Source organism: Thalassospira sp., assembly GCF_002709775.1.
Taxonomy (GTDB): Bacteria; Pseudomonadota; Alphaproteobacteria; order Rhodospirillales; family Thalassospiraceae; genus Thalassospira.
Genome location: NZ_PAQR01000016.1, coordinates 24,958 through 44,809 on the forward strand (window position 1 = coordinate 24,958; position 19,852 = coordinate 44,809).

A 19,852-nucleotide genomic window follows, 5' to 3' on the forward strand; every position below is an offset into this window, starting at 1 on the left:
TCCCGCATACGATATCCGCCAGGAAGGAACCAAGATATCAAATACTTAGCGGGCGACGACTACCGGGACCACGTGTCCCGCGCGCGCCTCTCGCGAGCATGGTTTGAATATAGCCCATCGAAGCCGAGCCTGTCTCACCGTCCGATGTCTCACGGAAAAATGTCTCACGAGGCGGTTTCATCTTGACAGCCGTGCCGCCCGGTCGACCACGAAGGACTGCGAGCGCTTCGCCGGGACGCGGCGACCGTCGAGCCGCAGGGCGATGACGCTGAGTCCGTACTGCCAGCGGCGATGGGCGGTGGCGCGACTGACGCCGAAGCGCCAGCAGATGGCCTTCCACGGCGCGCCCTCGGCTCGAGCCCAGAGGAGCTTGCCGTCCTCGGGTGCCAGGAAGCGGATCCAGGTCAGGGTTTCCTCCATGCGCGAGATGGCCGCCGCCGAGGGTGGGGGGCGCCGCATGGGCTGAGGGATCGCTCCGACCATGTCGGCGAAGTCGCGCGCCACCTCGGGCCAGACGTTAAAGAAGCCCTGGACCTTCTCCTCGGGCAACCGCTTGAGCACGTCGGCGGCCTCGACGAGACGGTCCTCGACCCGTTCCGGCGTCCAGTCAGCCATGGTGCACCTCCCGGCCGCCGTCGCGCCGGCCATAGAGCTTCTCGCCCAGTTGGCGGATCAGTTCGCGCTCGGGCCAGGTCAGGCGGTCATCCTCCACCGACACCGCGAGCAGACCCTGCTCGTGCCATCCATCGCGCTTGACCTGTTCGGGGTCGCGGCGTTCGCCGCCGTAGCCTTTCGGGAAACGCTTCATCGCGCACCTCCCCGGGTCTCCATGGCCCAGAGCAGCAGCGCGATGGCGTCGGCCTCGTTGTCGTCGGCGGGGGCATACCCCCGCGCCGTCACCGCCGCGATGACCGCGTCCTTGTTGGCGTTGCCCTTGCCAGTGACATGGCGCTTGATGGTGCCCACCGGCACGGCCTCATAGGGGATCGCATGGTGTTCGCACCAGGCGGTGACGTGAGCGAGGAAGCCGCCGTAGGCATGGGCGGCGTCGACCCCGGCATGGCGACGGACTTCCTCGACGAAAACGGCGTCCAGGTAGCCTGCCGCCTGCTTGATCTCTGTGAGCCAGCGCTTGAAGCGCAGGAAGCGCATGCCGCCACCCTGCCAGCGGTCGTTCTTGAACTCGGCGGTGCCACTGATGATCCGACCGTCCGGCCCATGCAGCGCCCATCCGGTCTTGGTGCCGAGATCGAGGGCAAGAATGACGGGGTGGTCCGGCGCCTGTTCGGCGAGAAATTCGATCAATGCGGGCTGGCTCATCATCGGGCTCCTTGGCAATCGGTTTTGGGAATGGGCTGGGAAGCAGCAACCCGACCATTGGTGGGAGGAGTGTGCGTTCCCGGGAACACTCCTCCCCCTATAGGGGGAGGTGGGAACGTGGAAATCGTTGAAATCATTACGTTTTTCCTTGGTTGGGAACGGATGGGAACGAGATTTTTGGGAAGCTGATTTATTCAATGGGTTCAATGACTTGATGCGGATTTGAGGGCACAAAATCTTGGGAATTCCCGTTGGGAAGCTGGGAACCGGGAACGGAAACCGCCCCCCATCCGCTTGGGCAGGAAGCTCTGGGAACGCTGGGAACGGAGCACGCATGGTCCTCACTCCCCGGTCTCGTGGGCGCCATGGACGAACCGCCCGACACCCCGCGCAAACGGCCCGGCCGGAACGTCCAGCCACTTGAGTTCCTTCGAGCCTTCGGCCATGCCCTTGACCAGGATGGGCGGCCGGCCGTTGAGCATCTCCTGGACCAGCCCCTCGATCTTGTTGCGCGCCATGTCGTGGAATACGACGGGCAAGCGGTGGCGCTGCTTGAACAGCCCCGTGCCGCCGGTATGGGTGTAGGGGTGACCGTCCTCGGCCGCACGGGCGATGGCTTCGACCAGGGCATCCATCAGGTCCTGCTCGGGCCGGCGGACGGCCCGCAGGCGTTCGGTCGCATCGACCAGCAGCCCGGTCGGCGCGCGCAGGAAGGTACGGATGGCCCGATCGGCCGGGCCGTTGGCCTTGACCACCGCGCCCTGGAAAACGGCGTTGCGGGCAAAGGGCTCTTCGAGCGCCTTAAAGATGTACCCCTGATGCTCCTCGGGCGCGGGCCAGAGCGCATAGACCATGCGCACCCCATCGACGATGGCGCTGGTGCCGCGCACGGCGTCACGGGCTTGCTCGACCGAGGCGATGGGCCGATTGCCCTGGGGCTTGCGCATGTGGTGGGCGACGATTACCGCCGCGCCGGTTTCGGTGGCGAGGCTCGCCAACAGGCCCGTCGCAAAACTGCCGGCAGCCGGATCGGAGGTGACGTCGGCATGGATGAAGGACGCCAGCGGGTCGAACACCACCAGCTTGAGATCGCGCAGCCTCATGATCTGATCGCGCACCATGCGGAACTGGGGCGTGATTTCGGGGCCGTCCTTGCCGGACACCACCAGCGGGATCGGCCCGCCCGCATTGGGCAGCGGCACGACGATCAGCCGTTCGGGTGCCTTGAGACGAAGCTCGTCCGGGTCCAGGCGCTGCAAGCGACGATGGACTTCCCCCTGGTCATCCTCGGCGGTGAAGATGACGGCGGTGCCGAACGCGCGCACCGGGCCACCGAAAGCCATCGGCTCAGGGCTGACCGAGACGGAACGCGCCTTGCCGGTCGCCACTGACAGCGCCAGGTCGAGGGTCATCATGCCCTTGCCGGTGTCGCCCATGGCGGCCAGGATCGAGACCATGCCCATGGGGAACGAGCCTTCGACCAGAAAACGCTGCTCGGGCGCATCGCCGGAATAGCGAGTGGCATGCCAGTCCGAAAGGTCGAGAGTGGCATTCTCCGAACGGAGGGTCTGGCGTTCGGTGGTGGCGATGAACTCGGCCACGTCCATGCCGTCGTCGACCGCGTCCGCCGCATCCCATTTCTCAAGCTTTTCGTCGGGCGGTAGCAGAACGGACACCGACCGGGCGCCAGCGGCCAACACGGCCTGTCCCGCCGCCATGGCGTACTGCCAACCGGGGCCGTCCTTGTCGGGCCAGATCAGCACCCGTTTGCCGTCGAGCGGCGACCAGTCGGTCTTCTCGATCGGCGCCTTGGCCCCGTTCATGGCCGTGGTGGCCGAGATGCCGGCATCGATGAGCGCCTGGGCGGCCTTCTCGCCTTCCACCAGAACCACCGGATCGGCGGCCTTGATGCCGGGTCGATTGTAGAGGGGGCGCGGCTCCGGGGCTTTGAGACGCCGGTTGACCACATCCCAGGGCCGGAACTGTTTGCCGCCGGGAGGGTCGTAACGATAGACGCAGGCGATCAGCCGACCGTCCTCGTCGTGATAGTCCCACTTGGCGGTGACCGGCCCGAGATCATCCGTCGGCGGCGCTTTGGCCTGTGCCGCGCGATCGTCGTGGAGTGTCCGGCTGCGGCCATCGAGCCATTCGCGGATGTCGTCCATGATGGCGGGGAAATCCGTGCGCGTATCCCGGCCGGAAACCGCAGCCCACAAGCCGATGATGTCGCCGCCCTCGCCGGTCGCGAAGTCGTGCCACATGCCGGCCTTGGGTCCGGCCAGTTCCACCGACAGGCTGTCGCCGCGATTGCCTTGGACGTCGCCGACCAGGAACTTGCCCCCCTGGAACGCACCGCCCGGCAGCAGGTAGGAAAGCACGCCCCGCAGGTTGACCAGCATCCGGGTCTTGATCTCCTCGGTGGTCTCCGCCCCATCCCAGGGTCGGCTATCGTCGAGGCGCTGGGGCTCGGCGTCGTTGAAGTCACGCCAACGCTCGAAGTCGATGACGTTGTCCTCGGTCGGCGGCGTATCAACCATGGTCCGACCTCCAGCAGCGATCCGACCAGGCGCAGAACCGGCATTCGTGGAAGTCGGCGGATTGGGCGATGCGGGGCAGCAACTCGCCCGCCTCGGTGGCGCGGATGATGCGCACCGCCTTGTCGCTCGCCGTCTGGGCCAGGCCGCCGTCGAACGGCACCAGTTCGTGATGCAGCTCGGCGGTGTCCTTGTTGATCGCCGTGAACAGCGCCGGGTTTTGGGAGATGCCCGGCACGCTTGCTTCCATGTAGGCCTGATAGGTGGCGATCTGGGCCGCATAGATCGGTTTCGAGACCGCCACACCCCGTTTGGCCGTATCCTTCCAGGACCTGTCGTTGAGCGACTTGCATTCCCAAAGCGCCGGGAACCCGGTCAGCACGGGACCGGCATTGATGATGCCGTCCACATGGCCGCGGATGCGCCCGTCGGCGACGGAGAAACCGAACTGCTCGCCGTCCGGGCGGTTGCCCTTGGTGGTGTAGAGATCGAACCCAGCCTTGCGCAGCCAGCCGATGGCCAGGTCCTCGAACACATGACCGGCGGCAAAGATGCGCAACGTCCGACCGTCGAAGTCGCTGCCATCGTCCTTCGGCGCGTCGGCATACTCGAACTGCAAGGCACGCTCGCAGGCCACGCCCAAACGGGATCCGCCGAGATAGTCCCGCGACGGCCTCGCGGCGTTCTCCGCCTCCAGGGCCTCGTCGATGAGCGCGTTGATCCGCTCGGCGACGGTTGCCGAGTGGTTGTAATCGAGCATCAGAAAGGGATCTCCGTGTCCTCGGCCTTGGCCGTCGCCAACATGGCGTCCTGAAAGCCACCGACGGCGACCTCGATCAGGGTGAGGACCTGCGCTTCGGTGAGGTCGACCAGCCGGATCTGCCAGCCGATCTCCTCCATGATTTCGGCGAGCGGCTTCATGGCGGCGCGGATCGCGGCCTGTTCCTGTTCGGTCAGATCAACCATGCCCCAGCGCTCCTTCGCCAAACGCGACCAGAAGCCTTGGCAACTCATGGAGCAGAACCAGACCGAGGGCCGGGGCCGTTTCGATGGCACCGGGTCGAACCAGCCAAAGCCACGGGCTGGACGTCGACAGACGGCACAGAACGCACCACGCGGATGCCAGAGGCGCAGACGGGTGGCGGCAGTGTCGGATGAAGAAGCCATGGATCATGCCGCCCTCCCAATGTCGGCCGCCGAAGCCACCAGATTGGTGATGGCGCCCTTGTTGAACTGGAAGGTGAGCAGCGCCGAAGCCTGATAGCGGGTCAGGCCGAAGTCCTGGCGGAACTGAGGTGGCAGATACTGAAGCTGGCGTTCCGTCGCCGGCTGGTTGAGCCAGGAGCGGGTCTTGTGCGCGCTCTCGTCGGTCTCGTTCTCGTTGAGCCAGTCATCGGCCGCCGCCAGGCAAACGGTGCGCTCGCCCACGGCCAGCAACCGCGCGCGCTGTCCTTTCGCCCCGCCGACGGCATGCCAGCGGCCATGAAGGAAGAAGATGCCGCCCCAGGCACTGAACCCATTGGCCACCAATGCCGCGTCGTCGCCGAAGAGATCGCACCAGCGGAAGCTGGAGCGCTTCAGGAGATCGATCTCCGACATCACGAAATCGGCAAGCGGCGTCGCCTCGCCGTCGCCCAAGCCGGCGGACTCCCACAGGTAGCCGCAGAGGGGGCATTCGCGGAGTGCCAACGGCACCTGAGCGGCGCACTCCGGGCAGTCCTTGGTCGGGGCCTCGCCGTCACCGGTCTTGCCGTCGAGATTGACGTCCTGCTCAAGGCAGCCGTGCAGCAGGGTCGAGGTGCCGAAGTCGAGAACGATGCAATCGGTCTTGACCACACCCGGAAACTCGCCTGGATCGACGGTGCGCAAGCCCCTCCCGACCATCTGGATCATGGTGGACTTGTAGGAACTGGGGCGCAGCAGCACGACGCAGCTGGTCGGCTGATGATCCCAGCCCTCGGTCAGCACCGCCACGTTGACGATGACCTGGGTGTCTCCCTTCTCAAAGGCACGCAGCACCGAGCGGCGTTCCGCCTCGCCCATGTCACCATGGACCATGCCGGCGGCCACGCCATCATCGCGGAAGGCCTCGGTGACGTTGCGGGCGTGATCGACCGTGGAACAGAACACCACGGTCTGCCGATCGCCCGCCTTCTCGCGCCAGTGGCGGATCACCGCTTCGGTGATCGGCGCCGTGTTCATGATCGCGTCGACCGCCTTCATGTCGAAGTCGTCGACGGTCTTGCGAACACTCTTCAGCGCCTCCTGCGCGCCGACATCGATGACGAAGGTGCGCGGCGGCACGAGATGGCCCGAGGCGATCAGTTCGCCGATGCTGATCTGGTCGGCGACGTTGGAGAAGACGGGCCGCAGCCCTCGTCTGTCACCCCGGTTGGGCGTCGCTGTGACGCCGAACACCCGGACATCCGGATTGCGGTCCCGCGCCTTGTCGATGATCCTGCGGTAGCTGTCGGCGGCCACATGGTGCGCCTCGTCGATCACCAGCAGATCGAGCGCCGGCAGGAGATCGAGGTTGGCGGACCGGGCCAGGGTCGGCACCATGGCGAAGGTCGTCCGCCCCCGCCAGGACTTGGTGCGGGAGTCGACAATCGACGTGCTGATCTTCGGATTGACCTTGGCGAACTTGAGCACGTTCTGCGCCGTCAGTTCATCGCGATGGGCGAGCACGGCCGCCTTGGCGTCGGTGCCCTCCAGCATCCGGCCGACCACGCCCGAAAGCATGATCGTCTTGCCGGCCCCGGTCGGCGCGACGCCCAGGGTGTTGCCGTGCTCATCGAGCGCATCCACGGCGCGCTCGACGAACACCTTCTGGCGGGGACGGAGAAGCATCGGCCCACCCTCCTACTGCGCCCAGGCCGGACGGCCAGGATTGGCGGCAGGCTGTGATGCGGGAGCAGCGGCTGCCGAGGCCGACGAAGCGGTCGGGGCGCCACCGGCCGGACGCCAGATTCCTCCGTTCTCCTGAAACGCCTTCCAGTCCTTGGTGTCCGGCGTGACGGCGAAGCGGATTTCGTTCTTGGCGTCGCCGTTGGCATCCTTGCCGACGTCGATCTTGGCCAGGAACTCGATGCCGTCCAGATCGGCGAAGCCATTGATCCGCCGCGCCGCCTGGGCCTGGGGGGAGTTGTCCTTGTCCGACAGTCCGCGCGCCGAGTTGAGGATGCCGCGCACGAAGGACCGGCCCATGTTGCCCCATTCGGGACCCTTCAGGCTCAACAGCCCGATCAGCGACCAGACCTTGCGCCGCGCATGGGCGCCTTCGAGGATGACGAACTCGGCATTCAGGTAGACCGAGCCGGTGGTCTCGTTGCGGGTCGCGTAGCCGCCCGTCCAACCCTGGGACGGATCGTCATAGCCGCCGGGCTTGAGGGTCATCCGCACGGGCACGATGGTGCCCTTGGGGATCAGATCAAAGGAGTTCTGGGACTCCGCATCGTTGTAGTCGTTCCACGCACCGGTCATGGTCAGGACGCTCCTTCATTGTCTTGGGGGTCGGGGGTGTCGGGGGTGTCGGCGGGGCGGTCGAAGACCAACCGCTCGCTCGCCGGTTTGACGGGACCGCCGATCTTTTCCATCAGGCGGCCGAGATGGGGTTCCTCGATCTGGTCGAGACGCCCGCTGCGATCCTTGGCGGGGAAGCCGAAGGGGTTCAGTGTCTGGCAAACGAAGGCCCGAAACGGCTCGCCGTCGCCCTGGCTGACTTCGGCCATGGTGATGACCTCATCGACGATGCCGGGCAGTTCGTTGCCGGTCTTGGAGCCGTCGATCTGGGGGGTGAAGACGCGCCGATTGAAGTCGTCGAGCTTCTCGTCGAGGATCCCGACGAACCAGACGTTCTTGCCTCGCGTGTGCTGCAGGTGGGTGAGCCAGGCGATCATCTCCTGGCCGTGCAGGCCGTAGGCGCCGCGCATGTCGGGCTTGCCGGTACGCTCGGAGACCGCCTGCGGCTGGCCCTTGCACCACTGGAAGCACAGCCGTCCGGCAACCGTGATGCTGTCGATGAAGACGGTCTGGTACTTATCCAGCGCCGCCGGGTCGCCGAAGCGATCACAGACCGCCTCGAAATGCGCCTGGCTGTAGACCTGGTCTTCGCGAAGCGCCGGGTTCGGCCCACCGATGAAGACGGCGAAGTCGCGGCATTCCTGCCAAGTCCGAGGGCGGATGGTGTCGCCCGGCCAGCCCTCGATGGCGAGATCGCCGGCCTCTAGATCGAAGAACAAGGTCGATGGCGCATCCAGCGTCCACAGCAGCGAGGTTTTGCCGATCCCGGACTTGCCGAAAATCGTGCCCTTGATGCCACGCCGTTCGGCCAGACGTTCGTCGGCGGAGATGATGGGGAGCACCATTATTTGCGCTCCTTCTTCTCGGCCACGGCGTCGAGGGCGTTGTCGGCCCCGACCGCGCCGTTCTTGCGCGCCAGGTCGTAGAGCCGACGCAGGGAGTCCATCTCGGCGTAGAGGGCCGAGGACCTGCTCTGCAGCGCCAACTGGGCGAAGGCGATGTCGTCGAGCGACGCCGTCTCCATGGGCTTGGTTACTTCCTCGCGCCGCTCGCCCAGAGGCGGAATGCGGATCGCATCGGGGAGTTCGGTGAGGAAGCAGTTGTCCTCGCGCAGGCGGTCGAGCTTGGTCTTGGCGGTCATTTGGACACCTCATCGTTCAGGGAAAGACGGAAGGAGGGCTTGCCGACCCGAACCGTGCGAGCAGCCTCGAAAGCGGCGCGAATGGCATTCGGCCAGGCGGCGTACTTGCGTTCGGGAACCTTGAAGGCGATGTCGACATACTCGGCCGGGTCGTCGCCCTCGGCGCGGATGCGCTCGACCAGGGCGGCCAGTTGGGCCTGATCCCAATCGACCTTCTTTGGAAGGTCGGCGACCACGGTTACGGCGCCGTCTTCGACCCGGACCGTGCCGGTGTCCTTTCCCTGGTGCGCCCGTAGCGCGGCAGCCCGGGCGGCGTATTTGAGGGCGAGCGCCTCGTCGAGCCGGGCCTTGCCCGTCTTCGCCGCCTTCAGGGCGCCGTCCGCTTCCTGCTGCAGGTCGACCAGGACGTCGGCCGGAAGGGCCGCGATGTCACGGACCTCCAGCCGGGTGAGATCGGCAATGGTCGGATGGTTGTCGGGAAAGGGCATTACGCGGCCTCCTCGATCATCAAGGTTGAGAATTCCAAAGGAGTGTTCCGGGGGTGCGGCCGGGCGATGGCGAGGTAGGCGAAAGCGCCGGGGCCGATCCGTCGCTGGACCAGATGAACGAAGTCCCGTTCCGCAAGATCGAAGGCGCGGTCGGAGACGCGGGCCAGCTCGGCCCGAGCTTCGCCGTCCATGGGAGAGCCGAACGGCGTGATATCCAGCACCAGAAAGCCACGGTGGTATTCGAACTCGTCACCCGGCGCGGCCTGGGTGAGCCAGGCGCAAAAGTCGACCTCGCGGATCATCGGCACGGGATCGGCCTGTCGAAGGGAAATGATCATCGGGACGTCGCTCCGGTCTTTCGTGTCGAATGGGGTGTCACTGCGTGGTTGTTCCGTGCTACCCCCATTCGAATTCTTGTTCATTACGAATGACTTCGCGGGATTTCGCTGGCGAAACGGAGCGAAAAAGAAGGAAGGTGCGGGTATCATTTTTTCTGGCCTTCTTCGGTTCCGGCCAGATGCTCTGCCTCGTAGGCCTCGATGTCTTCGAGCCGATAGACCACCCGTCCGCCGATCTTCAGGTAACGGGGGCCCTGGCCGAGCCAGCGCCAGCGCTCCAGGGTGCGCGGGCTGAGGCTCCATCGCTTGGCGAGTTCGACCTGATGCAGGTGCTTGATCGTCATGTGACACTCCTCGAAAATCTTTCTGCCGCTCCCCGGCTCGTTGACGCCCGAGGAATTGCGTTTATTTTCAATGGAGTGCGGGGTTCGTTATATAGTCAGGGTCGGTTTTTCTTGTGACATCTGGCCACGAAAAAGCCCCGGTTTTCGGGGCGACGGTGGGTCGGGTTGTGACATGGAGGGGCCGGGCCTGTGACGTGCGCCCGCGCAGCCGTCTTCGGATGGACGGATTGAAGCGGCTATCGGCTGTCGTTTTTTTCGAGGAACAGACGCCGCTGCTCCTCCCATTCGAGAGGGAACGGCTGCATCAACTTGGCCATGGTGAGGTCCGCCGGTTGGCGGCCGTCGAGGATCATCTCGACGATGTCCGGGGCCAGCAGGGTCAAACGCAGGATGCGGCTGACGTAGGAGGTATTGATCTTCTCCGCCCGGGCGAGGTCCTCGACGGTGGCGTGAGCGCCGTTTTCCAGCAGCCTGCGCCAGCGGAAGGCCCGGGCCAGGGCCTTGACCATGGTGTTGTCGACGCGGGTCCGGGGCTTTGCCCAGGAGGGCACCCCGTCCGGCGACACCACCAGCTTGCGCCCGCCGCGTGTGGCGAAGGTCATGGGCACATGGATGGTCAGGGTCTTACCGCCATCGTCGATCTTCGGCGGCCTGATCGTCGGCTCGCGCATCACGCGGCCCTCGGCTCGGAGGCGGCCCGGATGTCGGCGACCAGGGTCCGCAGGCCATCGACCCGGAAGCGGATGTCGAGGCCATGCTTGTGGACCTCTATCCGCTCGACCAAAAGCTGAAGCACCCGGGCCTGTTCGGCGGGGAAAAGCTCGTCCCACAGGGGATCGAGATCGTGCAGGGCGCCCCGGACCTCGGTTTCGGTGATCCCGTCGTCCTGTCGGCGCGCCGCGCGCCAGGTGGCGACGATCACTTCCGGCGCCCGCAACAGCCCGCGGACATGGTCGATGACGGCCGCCTCGATCTCGGCGGCTGGCACCCGGCGAACGATGTCGGGGTTCTCCTCCCCCTTCATCAGAGCGGCGGCAATGTAATAGCGGTAAAGCTTGTCCCCTCGGCGGGTGTGGGTCGGCGTCATCGCACGGCCATCGGCACCGAAGATCAGGCCCTTGAGCGGCGCCGGGGTCTTGGCGCGGGTGTGATTGGCGCGGGTCCGGGGGCTCTCCTTTATGATGGCGCGGACTTTGTCCCATAGGTCGCGGTCGATGATAGCCTCGTGTTCGCCGGGATAGGCCGTGCCCTTGTGGACAGCCATGCCGATGTAAACTTGGTTGTTCAGCATCTTGTAGAGGTAACCCGTGTTAAAGGGCTTGCCGCGCTTGGTGATCACGCCTTCGGCGGCCAGGGCGCGAGCGAGGATGGTGGTGGAGCCGACATCAAGGAAGCGCTGGAAGATTGCCCGCACGGTGGCGGCCTCCTCGGCGTTGACCACCAGCTTGCGCTCCTTGACGTCGTAGCCGAGCGGCGGATTGCCCCCCATCCACATGCCTTTCTTGCGGCTGGCGGCGATCTTGTCGCGGATGCGCTCGCCGGCGACCTCGCGCTCGAATTGGGCGAAGGAAAGCAGGATGTTGAGCGTGAGGCGCCCCATGGAGGTGGTGGTGTTGAAGGACTGGGTGACCGAAACGAATGTCACCGCATGGCGGTCGAAGACGTCGACCAACTTGGCGAAGTCCATCAGGGAGCGTGACAGGCGATCGATCTTGTAGACCACCACCAAGTCGATGCGGCCGGCCTCGATGTCGGCGAGCAGGCGCTGCAGGGCGGGCCGCTCCAGGGTGCCGCCCGAGATGCCGCCGTCGTCATAGGCATTGGGAACCAACACCCAGCCCTCCGCCTTCTGGCTGGCGATATAGGCCTCGCAGGATTCGCGTTGGGCATGGAGGCTGTTGAACTCCATGTCCAGGCCTTCTTCCGAGGACTTGCGGGTGTAGATGGCGCAGCGCTGCTTGCGGATGGGAGTCTTGCTCATTGGCCCGCTCCCGACTTGCGCAGCCCGAAGAACACCCAGCCGTTCCAACGGGTGCCCGTGATGGACCGGGCGATGGCCGACAGCGACTTGTAGGGGCGGCCCTGGTATTCGAAGCCGTCGGCCAGCACGGTGACGCAGTGCTCGACGCCCTGGAACTCGCGGATTAGCCGCGTGCCGGCGATCGGCCGGTCGTCAGTGCGCTTGCGGCGGACCTCCATCTTGCCGCCGTCCAGATCCTCGCCCAGCGCTTCCAGGCGTTCGATGGTAGCGGGCCGGAGTTCCCCATATTCCAGTTCCTGGATGCGGTAGGCAAGCCGGCTCTCCAGGAATCGTCGGTTCTGGCGCGGCGGTTCGGTCTCGAACAGATCCCGCCACATGCCCCTCAAGTCTGGCGTCGAGGTGTTCTTCAGCGTGGCGATTCGGGCAATGATAGATTCCGTCATGGCATGGATTCCTCCGCGTTGGTTTCGGTGGATCCATGACGGCATTGGTCGGGCGAGAAGTGTAGGCAACTCTCTCCGTGGTCCGCGGATAGTCGCCTTGACTTCCGGGTCCGCAGGCGAACCACCCCGGCAGCCAGGATCGACGCCAGTTCTTCCAGGCGCTCAGCGGCGGACATGCGGTCGGGGGAGAGGGCGTTGTGCATCGGCGTATCGGTCTTTAGTTGCGGCCGATAGTCAAATTAAGCGGCTGATTTTGTTGAAGCAAAACAAAAACCTGCCCCAGCGAAGAGGTTCGAAAACAAAGGAGCCCACGCGGTGGATGACGAAAAGACCCTCAATGGGAAGTCACGCCTACACGCTACAGGCGGTAAAGGCTCAGAGAATACTTCTTGAGCATTGCCACCATTCGGAGAGCCTCATATGATCGTAACAGCGCGAATCGGAACGTGGTGCGAGCGAAAACGTCGCCCTATCATGGCAAGGACAAGAAAGAAAATGTGAGGTACGCCATTGGGCCATCAACGTCTCGGTTCGCCACCAGCGTCGAGAAAATTGCCTGAGATCATTAATCTCCTGGTGGCCGGGACGGCTTCAGCGACGGAACTGGTCGAAGCGATTACGAAGGCAACGGAAGCGGCGCTGACTCGGGCCCTCAAGGACCAGGCCTTCGTTGAGGCGCTGTGGCTTCTGGTAAAAATCCCCCAAGCGGCCAAGGCCGAGAGTTTCTCGGAAGCGTTGCGGGCCGTAGGGGTCGCGGCCCCGGACAATCCGAGCGCGACCGACCTCGTTGCTGGTTACGATGCGGCGATCGAGGCGGTCCAACGCAGGTCCGACGGTGATGTAACCGACCTTGGCGAGATGGCTCGACAGGCCGGAATCTCGGCGCTTTACAGCTTGATCGAAGAGCGCTTGCCGTCTCTTTGGGAACCGACCCGGGAAGATGTGCGAACGACCCTCGCCACCTTCGTCGGGCCCGAAAAATTCGGCGAACTTTCTCAGCGGTTCCTGACCAACTTCTCGGAACGGACCATCCAGTACTACCTAGACCGGGAAATACCCAGACATCTTGGTCCGGGAAACGTCGTTCAATCGGTCGGCGACATGGCCGTGTTCGATGACGCGGTGCGGCGGCACTGTGCGGAGTCCACTATGATCATGCGCCCCTTCGCCAAGGATTGGCTCGGCAAAAGCGTCTACAGCGAGGGGAAGGACATCTCTCAGAAGAAACTCGTAGGCTTCACCGCCGTTGCGCTGAAGAAAGTCAGAAAAGAGTTCGAGATCAGGAGCAAGGCCGGTGAGAACGTTTAACATATCATGCGGGGGCGCTTCCTCGACATTTGGAAGTGGGGAGCATCGCTCGATCCAGATGGATGTTCAGGGTAGCAACCAGGACGTCACGTTGAAGATCGAGGACATCAGCCGAGCGATGGTCAGCAATATTCCGGATGTCCTGTTGGACCTGCTGGAGGTGGCGGCTTACATCTACTGCGCCGACCGGCGGTGCTCACGCGGTGGCGACACGTTGGACGACTACGGCCACGATTGGCGGCGCGATCTGCGTTTTACCATTCCCCTTCGCGAACCCGACCGATGGGAATCGCCGGCGGTCAAGGAGGCGCTGCGTGACGCCCTTGGCTTTCTATCCGATGACGCCTACTCATTCTCTTTCGTGAGGGCAGAGAACCCCGTAGCGCCGAAAGAGCTGTACTTCACCGGATTGACCGAGGGAACTTTCGAGCCCGACGAGGTCGCCTTGTTCTCTGGCGGTGTCGACTCGTTTGCCGGTGCCGTCCACGATCTGGTCGCCAACGACATGAATCTGGCTCTGATCGGACACTTCTCGGCCACCAAGGTCGTCAACGTGCAAAAGGAACTGATCAGCGGTTTGCAACAGAACGGCCTTGATGGCCGGTTTTTCTACACATCGGTCGAGGTCAAGAACAAGGGCGTCCGTTCAGTAGACGAAAGCCAAAGGACGCGCTCCTTCCTGTTCGCCTGTCTGGGACTGGTCGTCGCCCGCCTGTTCGGAAAGGACCGGCTCACCTTTTACGAAAATGGCGTGGTCAGCCTGAACCTTCCGATCGCCAAGGACATTATGGGCGCCCGGGCGACCCGCACGACTCATCCCCAGGTTCTGGACGGATTCACGACGTTCTTCTCGGAACTGCTCGATCATGAGATCGGGATCAGAACCCCCTTGCAATGGATGACCAAGCGGGAAGTCGTCGAAACCCTCAGCGGAAGCGGTTTTGAAGGCATGTTGGGAGATACGGTCAGTTGTACACGGACTTTCGTTCGCACTGTCGATCATCCGCATTGCGGTGTGTGCTCTCAGTGCATCGACCGGCGGTTCGCTGTCCTGGCAGCGGGGATGGAAGAATCCGATCCGGAGCAGGGGTATACGGTAGACCTGTTGACCGGGGATCGGAGCGCAAAAGAGCAAGACGTTCGAATGGCGGTCGATTACGTCAAGTGTTTCCAGAAGCTGACGGCCTGTCCCAAAAATCGCTTCTTGGTCGAGTACCCTGAAATCACGTCAGCCTTGCGTTATTTTTCGGGCCTCTCGACCGCCGAGGCCTGCGATCGCATCTACGACCTGCTTCAACGGCATGCTCGGGACGTCCTGGACGTCCTTGATGCCGCAACCACGAGGCACAAGGGAGAATTGGTGCGGGGCGAATTGCCGGCGGGCTCCTTGCTGTCCATGTGCTTCAGCCGAAGTAAGATCGAGGTGTCTCCGCCTTCCGGCTACGACAGTCAGGTGAAGGATTTCATGGACAGGCTGCAGCGACCGGTTTGCGAGTTCGCTGTTGACGAAACCGCCAAGCGCGTCCTGTTCAAGGGCGACTTTTCCCTGGAAGGCACCAACTACGATCTGGTCGCCGCGCTGCTGGACAACCATCGCACTGGCAAACGGAACGGCTCCGATATTGCCTATATCCCGGCTCCCAACTTGGCGCAGGTGCTTGGCATAGCCGATGCCTCGCTGCGGCAACAGGTAGGCCGATTGCGGAAGCTGGTGACAGAGCGGCTTGGGGTCGATTTAGGCGTCCCACTGGGTACCGACGACTTCATTGAGAACAAAGAGCGGGCGGGCTATCGCCTCAGCCCGGCACTGCGGGAGGTTTCGCCCGGTGACCTTTGATTCGGTCTCCGTACTTTCCGTCATGAATTCTTGTTTGGTTTCAGGGGGGAAGTTGGGCAGGTGACTTTTGCGAGGCAGACAGGCCTTCCAATAGCCCTAGATTCCGATCAGAAAAGCGCATGGAAATTCAATGCCCCACCAACCCGTACCGAACGGCCGTGGTCAACAGCTTCGGAGAGAATGAGCCGAGAGAGAGGGTGTGTGGGGAGCAGAGCCGTCGGGGCGGTCAACAGCTTGGCCGTGGGAGGCGCGCGGAAGCTGGGAATTCTGACGGCAACCGTCTCGCCGAGAGACAGTTGCCGATAGAAAAATGGCGGAGAGGGTGGGATTCGAACCCACGGTACTATTGCTAGTACAACGGTTTTCGAGACCGCCCCGTTCGACCACTCCGGCACCTCTCCGCATGTGTGGTCTTGGCGTTCGAGGCGGTGTTTACCGGGATGAGCGCGAGATTGCAAGAGGGAAATCTCAAATTTCGCGGACTCTTTTTTTGTGCTTTTGCATGCGCTTTTCGGGTTCGGCGTTTGGCCGGTTTCGAAACCGGGCCGGGCATAGGGAAATCTGCGGCTTTGGCATGCACCCTCGGGCGGCGGGAATGCTCACTCTGTAGTTGACTCTCGCGGTCAAAAGCGGTAATTCACCCGTTCTTCGCAGCGGTTCGGTATCTGTTAGCAGCGGCACCGAGCTGCGCGTTTGTGTTTCCAGAATGTTTTTCAGGAACTTTTAGATGTACGCAATCATCAAAACTGGCGGCAAACAGTATAAAGTTGCTGCCAACGACGTTATCAAAGTCGAAAAGATCGCTGCCCAGGCCGGTGACACCGTGAAACTTGAAGAAGTTCTCATGGTTGCTGGCGACGGTGCGCCGAAGGTTGGTGCTCCGTTGGTCAAAGGTGCTTCTGTTACCGCAGAAGTTCTCGAGCAGGCCAAGGGCGACAAGGTGATCGTTTTCAAGAAAAAGCGCCGGCATAACTACCGTCGCAAAAATGGTCATCGCCAGAACCTGACTGTTCTGCGCATCAAGGACATCAAAGCCTGATTTATCAGGTCAAGATGCAGTTTTAGGAGAGTTTCATGGCTCATAAGAAAGCTGGTGGTAGTTCGCGCAACGGTCGTGACTCCGAAGGTCGCCGTCTCGGCGTTAAAAAATTCGGTGGTCAGGCAGTTGTTGCAGGCAACATCCTCGTTCGTCAGCGTGGCACCAAATTCCATGCCGGTGACAATGTTGGCCTCGCCAAAGACCACACCCTGTTTGCGACTGTGAACGGTTCTGTCCAGTTCAAGTCGGGCTTCAAGGGTCGTACCTACGTAACCGTCGTTCCGGCCGAGGCGTAAGCCTCCCGTCGGCTACGCGATACGTAGCGAGACAGGGTCAGTTCCCATCAATTTCATCCATTCTGCGCAGTCATAAAGACCTCTGAGAAGAAGTCGGCTGCGCAGAACGCTTTTCAGCATTCAAGCAGGCGTGACGTACTCAGAGGTCTTTATGACCGCGCCCGCAGGGTTTCAGGCAAAGCGCACAATCGAAATAGTCGACCGCTTGAAAAGGTTCCAACCTGTTCGTCGCAATCGCCCACTTCGCTTGCACACTTTGACTGAAACAGAATTGCATGAAATTGATGGGAACTGACCCTTGAGGGAGGAATGAGCAATCATTCCTCCCTTGTTTTATGTGATATAGAATTTCGGGCCTCGTTGATGCGCGGTGATCGCGCGCCGGGGTGCCAATACAAAATGATAAACGGGTGCGCCCGAAGGACCGGTTATGAAGTTTCTCGATGAAGCCAAGATTTATGTGCGCAGTGGCCGCGGCGGTGCCGGTTCGGTCAGCTTCCGCCGTGAAAAATATATCGAGTATGGCGGACCGGACGGCGGCGACGGCGGCCGGGGGGGCGACATCATTCTTGAGGCGGTCGAAAACCTCAACACCCTGATCGATTTCCGCTATCAGCAGCACTTCAAGGCCGAAGTCGGCATGCATGGCATGGGCCGGCAGCGCACCGGCCGTTCGGGCAAATCCATCACGATCAAGGTCCCGGTCGGAACGCAGGTCCTCGCCGAAGACCGTGAAACCCTGATTGTCGATATGATCGAACCCGGCCAGACCTATATGCTCTGCCGTGGTGGCGATGGCGGGCGCGGTAACACGCATTTCAAATCCTCCACCAACCAGGCACCGCGTCGCGCCGAAGAAGGCTGGCCTGCAGAAGAAATGTGGGTCTGGCTGCGCCTGAAGCTGATCGCGGATGCCGGTCTTGTGGGGCTGCCGAATGCTGGCAAGTCGACCTTCCTTGCCGCATCGTCGCACGCGCGTCCGAAAATTGCCGATTATCCCTTCACCACCCTGCATCCGCAGCTTGGTGTTGTGAATGTCGATGATCATGAATTCGTTCTGGCCGATATTCCCGGCCTGATCGAAGGCGCATCCGAGGGCAAGGGCATCGGCACCCGTTTCCTTGGCCATATCGAGCGCTGCGAAGTGCTGGTGCATCTGATCGATTGCGCCGAAGAGGATCCGGTCGCGACCTATAAGACGGTGCGCGAGGAGCTTGAAGGTTATGCCGAGGAACTCGTCGAAAAGCCCGAGATCGTCGCCCTGTCCAAGGCCGATCAGCTTCTGCCGGAAATGGTCGAGGAACAGCGCGAGATCCTTGAAAAAGGCATAGGCAAAAAGGTCTATACCGTCTCGGGCGCCACCCACGAGGGGCTTAAGGAAATCCATCGCGAAATCCGCGCCTATATTGATGGGGAGCGTGAACGCCGCGCCATGGAAGGCCGCGAAGAAGAGGGCTTCCAGCCGTGACAAACCACGCCCTGGCGGATGCAAAGCGCCTGATCATCAAGGTGGGCTCGGCCCTGCTGGTTGATGAACATACCGGCAAGCTGCGTCGTGCCTGGCTGGAAGCACTTGCCGATGACATCGCCCTTCTGCGTGAACGCGGGGTCGAGGTGATCGTGGTTTCAAGTGGCGCGATCGCCCTTGGCCGTCGTTTGCTGGGGCTTGATCATCGCACGATCAGTCTGGCCGACAAACAGGCCGCTGCCGCCACCGGTCAGATCAGCCTGTCGCAGGTCTGGCAAGAGGCGCTTGGGCGTAATGGCCTGACCATGGCGCAGGTGCTGGTGACCCTAGAAGACATGGAAGGCCGCCGACGCTATCTCAATGCCCGCGGGACGCTGAATGCGCTGCTTGCGCGCGGCGCCATTCCGCTGATCAATGAAAACGATACCGTCGCGACCGAGGAAATCCGCTTTGGCGATAATGATCGCTTGGGTGCCAAAGTCGCGCACATGATTTCGGCCGATACGCTGGTGCTGCTCTCTGACATCGATGGGCTTTATACCGCCGATCCGCGCAAGAACCCGGATGCCGATCTGATCCCGGAAGTGCGTGAGCTGACAGCTGAAATTTTCGATATGGCCGGTGTTGCACCGACCATGTACAGCTCCGGCGGCATGGTAACCAAGCTGCAGGCGGCCGAAATCGCCATGAAGGCCGGCTGCCGCATGATCATTGCGCGCGGCACCATCTATCATCCGCTCAAAGCCCAGCTTGAAGGCGCACCCAACACGGTCTTCCTGCCAAGCGAAAGCCCGCTTGCGGCACGCCGTCACTGGATTGCGACCTCGCTCAAGGCGTCAGGAGCAATCGTTGTCGATGCCGGGGCGGCCAAGGCCATGGCTGCGGGCAAGAACCTCCTGGCGGCCGGAATAACCGGCGTGGATGGCCGTTTCAAGCATGGGGATGCGGTGCGGGTGCTCGGACCCGACGGGGCGCAGATCGCGCGCGGCATTACGGCCTATGGCGCGGAAGAAACCCGACTTCTGATGGGCCATGTCTCGGGCGATATCGAAGCCACCCTTGGCTTTACCCGCGGCAATGCCATCATTCATTCCGATGATCTGGTGCTGACCGAAGGCTGATCGTTTTGCGCAGCGCAGCATCACACGACTTTCAAGGGGGCGTTTGCGTCCCCTTTTTTGCACCTGCACGGTCGTGGCTAGGCGCTGCGATTAAAAAAGGCCGCCCTTCATGTCGAAGGGCAGCCTTTTTTTAATGGTGGCACTATGGTCCGTTAAGCGGACTTAGGCAGCCTGGTCGGCCAGGGCGCGGGCCATCTGGCTCAGTGCTTCCTGGTGTTTTTCGTGCTTGATGCTTGCGAAGTTACGGGCAAGCTCAAGGCACATGCGCTGGCGCGCATTGAGTTCGGTTTCCTGATTGCCTTCAAGGCCTTCATAGAAATAGCTTACCGGAACGCCCAGCACCTGAGAGATCTCGTAAAGACGACCAGCAGAGATGCGGTTAATGCCGCGCTCGTATTTGTGAGCCTGCTGATAGGTAACGCCAATCAGGTCTGCCATCTGCTGCTGGGAAAGGCCCAGCATGATGCGACGTTCACGGATACGCTGACCAACATAACGGTCAGTGTCTGTCGCGCGGTTTGCGCGTTTCGGTTCTTCGTTTTGAGAGTTCTCAGTCATTTTATAATCCGTTATCAACCGCCAGTTATTAATCCCCACTTCGGATGCTGTCGGGCTTGTTTGTTTTGCCCTCACGTCGACCTTTCAAAGCGCTTCTTTGGCGCCCAGAATTGC

The 19,852-nt window shown here is 62.5% G+C and carries 24 protein-coding genes and 1 tRNA gene; 6 read left to right on the forward strand and 19 right to left on the reverse strand.

Annotation, left to right across the window (positions count from 1 at the left end; genetic code table 11):
- Positions 1-177 precede the first annotated feature (177 nt).
- The 17 genes from CMO10_RS07870 to CMO10_RS07950 form a co-directional block, all read right to left on the reverse strand.
- Positions 178-615 carry a DUF6362 family protein gene (locus CMO10_RS07870; protein ID WP_008889390.1) on the reverse strand — a complete coding sequence of 146 codons (438 nt, stop codon included), beginning with the start codon at positions 613-615 and terminating at the stop codon, positions 178-180.
- Positions 608-808, reverse strand: coding sequence for a hypothetical protein (locus tag CMO10_RS07875; RefSeq protein WP_008889391.1), 201 nt, complete (start codon positions 806-808; stop codon positions 608-610). Before CMO10_RS07875 ends, CMO10_RS07870 begins: the two co-directional genes overlap by 8 nt.
- Positions 805-1,320, reverse strand: coding sequence for a crossover junction endodeoxyribonuclease RuvC (locus tag CMO10_RS07880; RefSeq protein ID WP_008889392.1), 516 nt, complete (start codon positions 1,318-1,320; stop codon positions 805-807). Before CMO10_RS07880 ends, CMO10_RS07875 begins: the two co-directional genes overlap by 4 nt.
- Before the next feature lie 341 nt (positions 1,321-1,661).
- Positions 1,662-3,857: an AAA family ATPase gene (locus CMO10_RS07885; protein WP_008889393.1), complete on the reverse strand. Its 2,196-nt coding sequence runs from the start codon at positions 3,855-3,857 to the stop codon at positions 1,662-1,664.
- Positions 3,850-4,614, reverse strand: coding sequence for an isoleucyl-tRNA synthetase (locus tag CMO10_RS07890; protein WP_008889394.1), 765 nt, complete (start codon positions 4,612-4,614; stop codon positions 3,850-3,852). The genes CMO10_RS07885 and CMO10_RS07890 overlap by 8 nt, the downstream gene beginning before the upstream one ends.
- Positions 4,614-4,820, reverse strand: coding sequence for a DUF6511 domain-containing protein (locus tag CMO10_RS07895; protein WP_008889395.1), 207 nt, complete (start codon positions 4,818-4,820; stop codon positions 4,614-4,616). Before CMO10_RS07895 ends, CMO10_RS07890 begins: the two co-directional genes overlap by 1 nt.
- Positions 4,813-5,028 (reverse strand): hypothetical protein, encoded by a 216-nt coding sequence (locus tag CMO10_RS07900; RefSeq protein ID WP_147250607.1) that lies wholly within the window; start codon positions 5,026-5,028, stop codon positions 4,813-4,815. The genes CMO10_RS07895 and CMO10_RS07900 overlap by 8 nt, the downstream gene beginning before the upstream one ends.
- Positions 5,025-6,704: a DEAD/DEAH box helicase gene (locus CMO10_RS07905; RefSeq protein WP_008889396.1), complete on the reverse strand. Its 1,680-nt coding sequence runs from the start codon at positions 6,702-6,704 to the stop codon at positions 5,025-5,027. Before CMO10_RS07905 ends, CMO10_RS07900 begins: the two co-directional genes overlap by 4 nt.
- Positions 6,705-6,716: 12 nt before the next feature.
- Entirely contained in the window at positions 6,717-7,337 is a 621-nt protein-coding gene (locus CMO10_RS07910) for a hypothetical protein (RefSeq protein ID WP_008889397.1), read from the reverse strand.
- 2 nt (positions 7,338-7,339) lie between these two features.
- Entirely contained in the window at positions 7,340-8,221 is an 882-nt protein-coding gene (locus CMO10_RS07915; RefSeq protein WP_008889398.1) for an ATP-binding protein, read from the reverse strand.
- Positions 8,221-8,517, reverse strand: a complete 297-nt coding sequence (locus CMO10_RS07920) for a hypothetical protein (protein ID WP_008889399.1) — start codon at positions 8,515-8,517, stop codon at positions 8,221-8,223. Before CMO10_RS07920 ends, CMO10_RS07915 begins: the two co-directional genes overlap by 1 nt.
- The gene (locus tag CMO10_RS07925) at positions 8,514-9,005 is read right to left on the reverse strand and encodes a hypothetical protein (protein WP_008889400.1); all 492 of its coding nucleotides are present in this window, start codon (positions 9,003-9,005) and stop codon (positions 8,514-8,516) included. The genes CMO10_RS07920 and CMO10_RS07925 overlap by 4 nt, the downstream gene beginning before the upstream one ends.
- The gene (locus tag CMO10_RS07930; RefSeq protein ID WP_040822915.1) at positions 9,005-9,343 is read right to left on the reverse strand and encodes a hypothetical protein; all 339 of its coding nucleotides are present in this window, start codon (positions 9,341-9,343) and stop codon (positions 9,005-9,007) included. The genes CMO10_RS07925 and CMO10_RS07930 overlap by 1 nt, the downstream gene beginning before the upstream one ends.
- Positions 9,344-9,489: 146 nt before the next feature.
- A complete protein-coding gene (locus tag CMO10_RS07935) occupies positions 9,490-9,687 on the reverse strand; it encodes a helix-turn-helix transcriptional regulator (RefSeq protein WP_008889402.1) in 198 nt (65 codons plus the stop codon).
- Positions 9,688-9,923: 236 nt separating this feature from the next.
- Positions 9,924-10,358 (reverse strand): hypothetical protein, encoded by a 435-nt coding sequence (locus CMO10_RS07940; protein WP_008889403.1) that lies wholly within the window; start codon positions 10,356-10,358, stop codon positions 9,924-9,926.
- A complete protein-coding gene (locus CMO10_RS07945) occupies positions 10,358-11,668 on the reverse strand; it encodes a recombinase family protein (protein ID WP_008889404.1) in 1,311 nt (436 codons plus the stop codon). Before CMO10_RS07945 ends, CMO10_RS07940 begins: the two co-directional genes overlap by 1 nt.
- A complete protein-coding gene (locus CMO10_RS07950; RefSeq protein WP_008889405.1) occupies positions 11,665-12,111 on the reverse strand; it encodes a DUF2924 domain-containing protein in 447 nt (148 codons plus the stop codon). Before CMO10_RS07950 ends, CMO10_RS07945 begins: the two co-directional genes overlap by 4 nt.
- 552 nt (positions 12,112-12,663) lie before the next feature.
- On the opposite strand from CMO10_RS07950, the gene CMO10_RS07955 reads away from it, so the two are divergent.
- Positions 12,664-13,419 (forward strand): hypothetical protein, encoded by a 756-nt coding sequence (locus CMO10_RS07955; protein WP_008889406.1) that lies wholly within the window; start codon positions 12,664-12,666, stop codon positions 13,417-13,419.
- 58 nt (positions 13,420-13,477) lie between these two features.
- Positions 13,478-15,256, forward strand: a complete 1,779-nt coding sequence (locus CMO10_RS07960; RefSeq protein WP_008889407.1) for a 7-cyano-7-deazaguanine synthase — start codon at positions 13,478-13,480, stop codon at positions 15,254-15,256.
- Positions 15,257-15,567: 311 nt separating this feature from the next.
- On the opposite strand, the gene CMO10_RS07965 is transcribed toward CMO10_RS07960, so the two are convergent.
- Positions 15,568-15,657 (reverse strand) — tRNA-Ser (locus tag CMO10_RS07965).
- 326 nt (positions 15,658-15,983) lie between these two features.
- On the opposite strand from CMO10_RS07965, the gene rplU reads away from it, so the two are divergent.
- The 4 genes from rplU to proB all read left to right on the forward strand — a co-directional run bounded on the left by rplU (position 15,984) and on the right by proB (position 19,180).
- On the forward strand, positions 15,984-16,295 hold the full coding sequence (gene rplU / locus CMO10_RS07970) for a 50S ribosomal protein L21 (protein ID WP_008889408.1): 312 nt from the start codon (positions 15,984-15,986) through the stop codon (positions 16,293-16,295).
- 35 nt (positions 16,296-16,330) lie between these two features.
- Complete coding sequence (rpmA, locus tag CMO10_RS07975; RefSeq protein ID WP_008889409.1) at positions 16,331-16,591, forward strand: 50S ribosomal protein L27; 261 nt, start codon at positions 16,331-16,333, stop codon at positions 16,589-16,591.
- Between the two features lie 430 nt (positions 16,592-17,021).
- Complete coding sequence (gene obgE, locus CMO10_RS07980; protein ID WP_044827761.1) at positions 17,022-18,059, forward strand: GTPase ObgE; 1,038 nt, start codon at positions 17,022-17,024, stop codon at positions 18,057-18,059.
- Positions 18,056-19,180: a glutamate 5-kinase gene (gene proB, locus CMO10_RS07985; protein ID WP_297020487.1), complete on the forward strand. Its 1,125-nt coding sequence runs from the start codon at positions 18,056-18,058 to the stop codon at positions 19,178-19,180. Before obgE ends, proB begins: the two co-directional genes overlap by 4 nt.
- 162 nt (positions 19,181-19,342) lie before the next feature.
- Here proB and CMO10_RS07990 read toward each other — a convergent pair whose 3' ends face one another.
- Positions 19,343-19,738 (reverse strand): helix-turn-helix domain-containing protein, encoded by a 396-nt coding sequence (locus tag CMO10_RS07990; RefSeq protein WP_044827763.1) that lies wholly within the window; start codon positions 19,736-19,738, stop codon positions 19,343-19,345.
- Positions 19,739-19,852 lie beyond the last annotated feature (114 nt).

Excerpts from the sequence above, each read along its gene's own strand:
- CMO10_RS07935 (WP_008889402.1), bottom strand. The coding sequence starts at position 9,687 with ATGACGATCAAGCACCTGCATCAGGTCGAACTCGCCAAGCGATGGAGC.
- CMO10_RS07875 (WP_008889391.1), bottom strand. The coding sequence starts at position 808 with ATGAAGCGTTTCCCGAAAGGCTACGGCGGCGAACGCCGCGACCCCGAA.
- CMO10_RS07885 (WP_008889393.1), bottom strand. The coding sequence starts at position 3,857 with ATGGTTGATACGCCGCCGACCGAGGACAACGTCATCGACTTCGAGCGT.
- CMO10_RS07905 (WP_008889396.1), bottom strand. The coding sequence starts at position 6,704 with ATGCTTCTCCGTCCCCGCCAGAAGGTGTTCGTCGAGCGCGCCGTGGAT.
- rpmA (WP_008889409.1), top strand. The coding sequence starts at position 16,331 with ATGGCTCATAAGAAAGCTGGTGGTAGTTCGCGCAACGGTCGTGACTCC.
- CMO10_RS07960 (WP_008889407.1), top strand. The coding sequence starts at position 13,478 with ATGGATGTTCAGGGTAGCAACCAGGACGTCACGTTGAAGATCGAGGAC.
- obgE (WP_044827761.1), top strand. The coding sequence starts at position 17,022 with ATGAAGTTTCTCGATGAAGCCAAGATTTATGTGCGCAGTGGCCGCGGC.
- CMO10_RS07870 (WP_008889390.1), bottom strand. The coding sequence starts at position 615 with ATGGCTGACTGGACGCCGGAACGGGTCGAGGACCGTCTCGTCGAGGCC.
- CMO10_RS07990 (WP_044827763.1), bottom strand. The coding sequence starts at position 19,738 with ATGACTGAGAACTCTCAAAACGAAGAACCGAAACGCGCAAACCGCGCG.
- CMO10_RS07925 (WP_008889400.1), bottom strand. The coding sequence starts at position 9,005 with ATGCCCTTTCCCGACAACCATCCGACCATTGCCGATCTCACCCGGCTG.
- CMO10_RS07880 (WP_008889392.1), bottom strand. The coding sequence starts at position 1,320 with ATGAGCCAGCCCGCATTGATCGAATTTCTCGCCGAACAGGCGCCGGAC.
- CMO10_RS07895 (WP_008889395.1), bottom strand. The coding sequence starts at position 4,820 with ATGGTTGATCTGACCGAACAGGAACAGGCCGCGATCCGCGCCGCCATG.
- CMO10_RS07910 (WP_008889397.1), bottom strand. The coding sequence starts at position 7,337 with ATGACCGGTGCGTGGAACGACTACAACGATGCGGAGTCCCAGAACTCC.
- rplU (WP_008889408.1), top strand. The coding sequence starts at position 15,984 with ATGTACGCAATCATCAAAACTGGCGGCAAACAGTATAAAGTTGCTGCC.
- CMO10_RS07945 (WP_008889404.1), bottom strand. The coding sequence starts at position 11,668 with ATGAGCAAGACTCCCATCCGCAAGCAGCGCTGCGCCATCTACACCCGC.
- CMO10_RS07930 (WP_040822915.1), bottom strand. The coding sequence starts at position 9,343 with ATGATCATTTCCCTTCGACAGGCCGATCCCGTGCCGATGATCCGCGAG.
- CMO10_RS07915 (WP_008889398.1), bottom strand. The coding sequence starts at position 8,221 with ATGGTGCTCCCCATCATCTCCGCCGACGAACGTCTGGCCGAACGGCGT.
- CMO10_RS07940 (WP_008889403.1), bottom strand. The coding sequence starts at position 10,358 with ATGCGCGAGCCGACGATCAGGCCGCCGAAGATCGACGATGGCGGTAAG.
- CMO10_RS07890 (WP_008889394.1), bottom strand. The coding sequence starts at position 4,614 with ATGCTCGATTACAACCACTCGGCAACCGTCGCCGAGCGGATCAACGCG.
- CMO10_RS07920 (WP_008889399.1), bottom strand. The coding sequence starts at position 8,517 with ATGACCGCCAAGACCAAGCTCGACCGCCTGCGCGAGGACAACTGCTTC.
- CMO10_RS07950 (WP_008889405.1), bottom strand. The coding sequence starts at position 12,111 with ATGACGGAATCTATCATTGCCCGAATCGCCACGCTGAAGAACACCTCG.
- CMO10_RS07900 (WP_147250607.1), bottom strand. The coding sequence starts at position 5,028 with ATGATCCATGGCTTCTTCATCCGACACTGCCGCCACCCGTCTGCGCCT.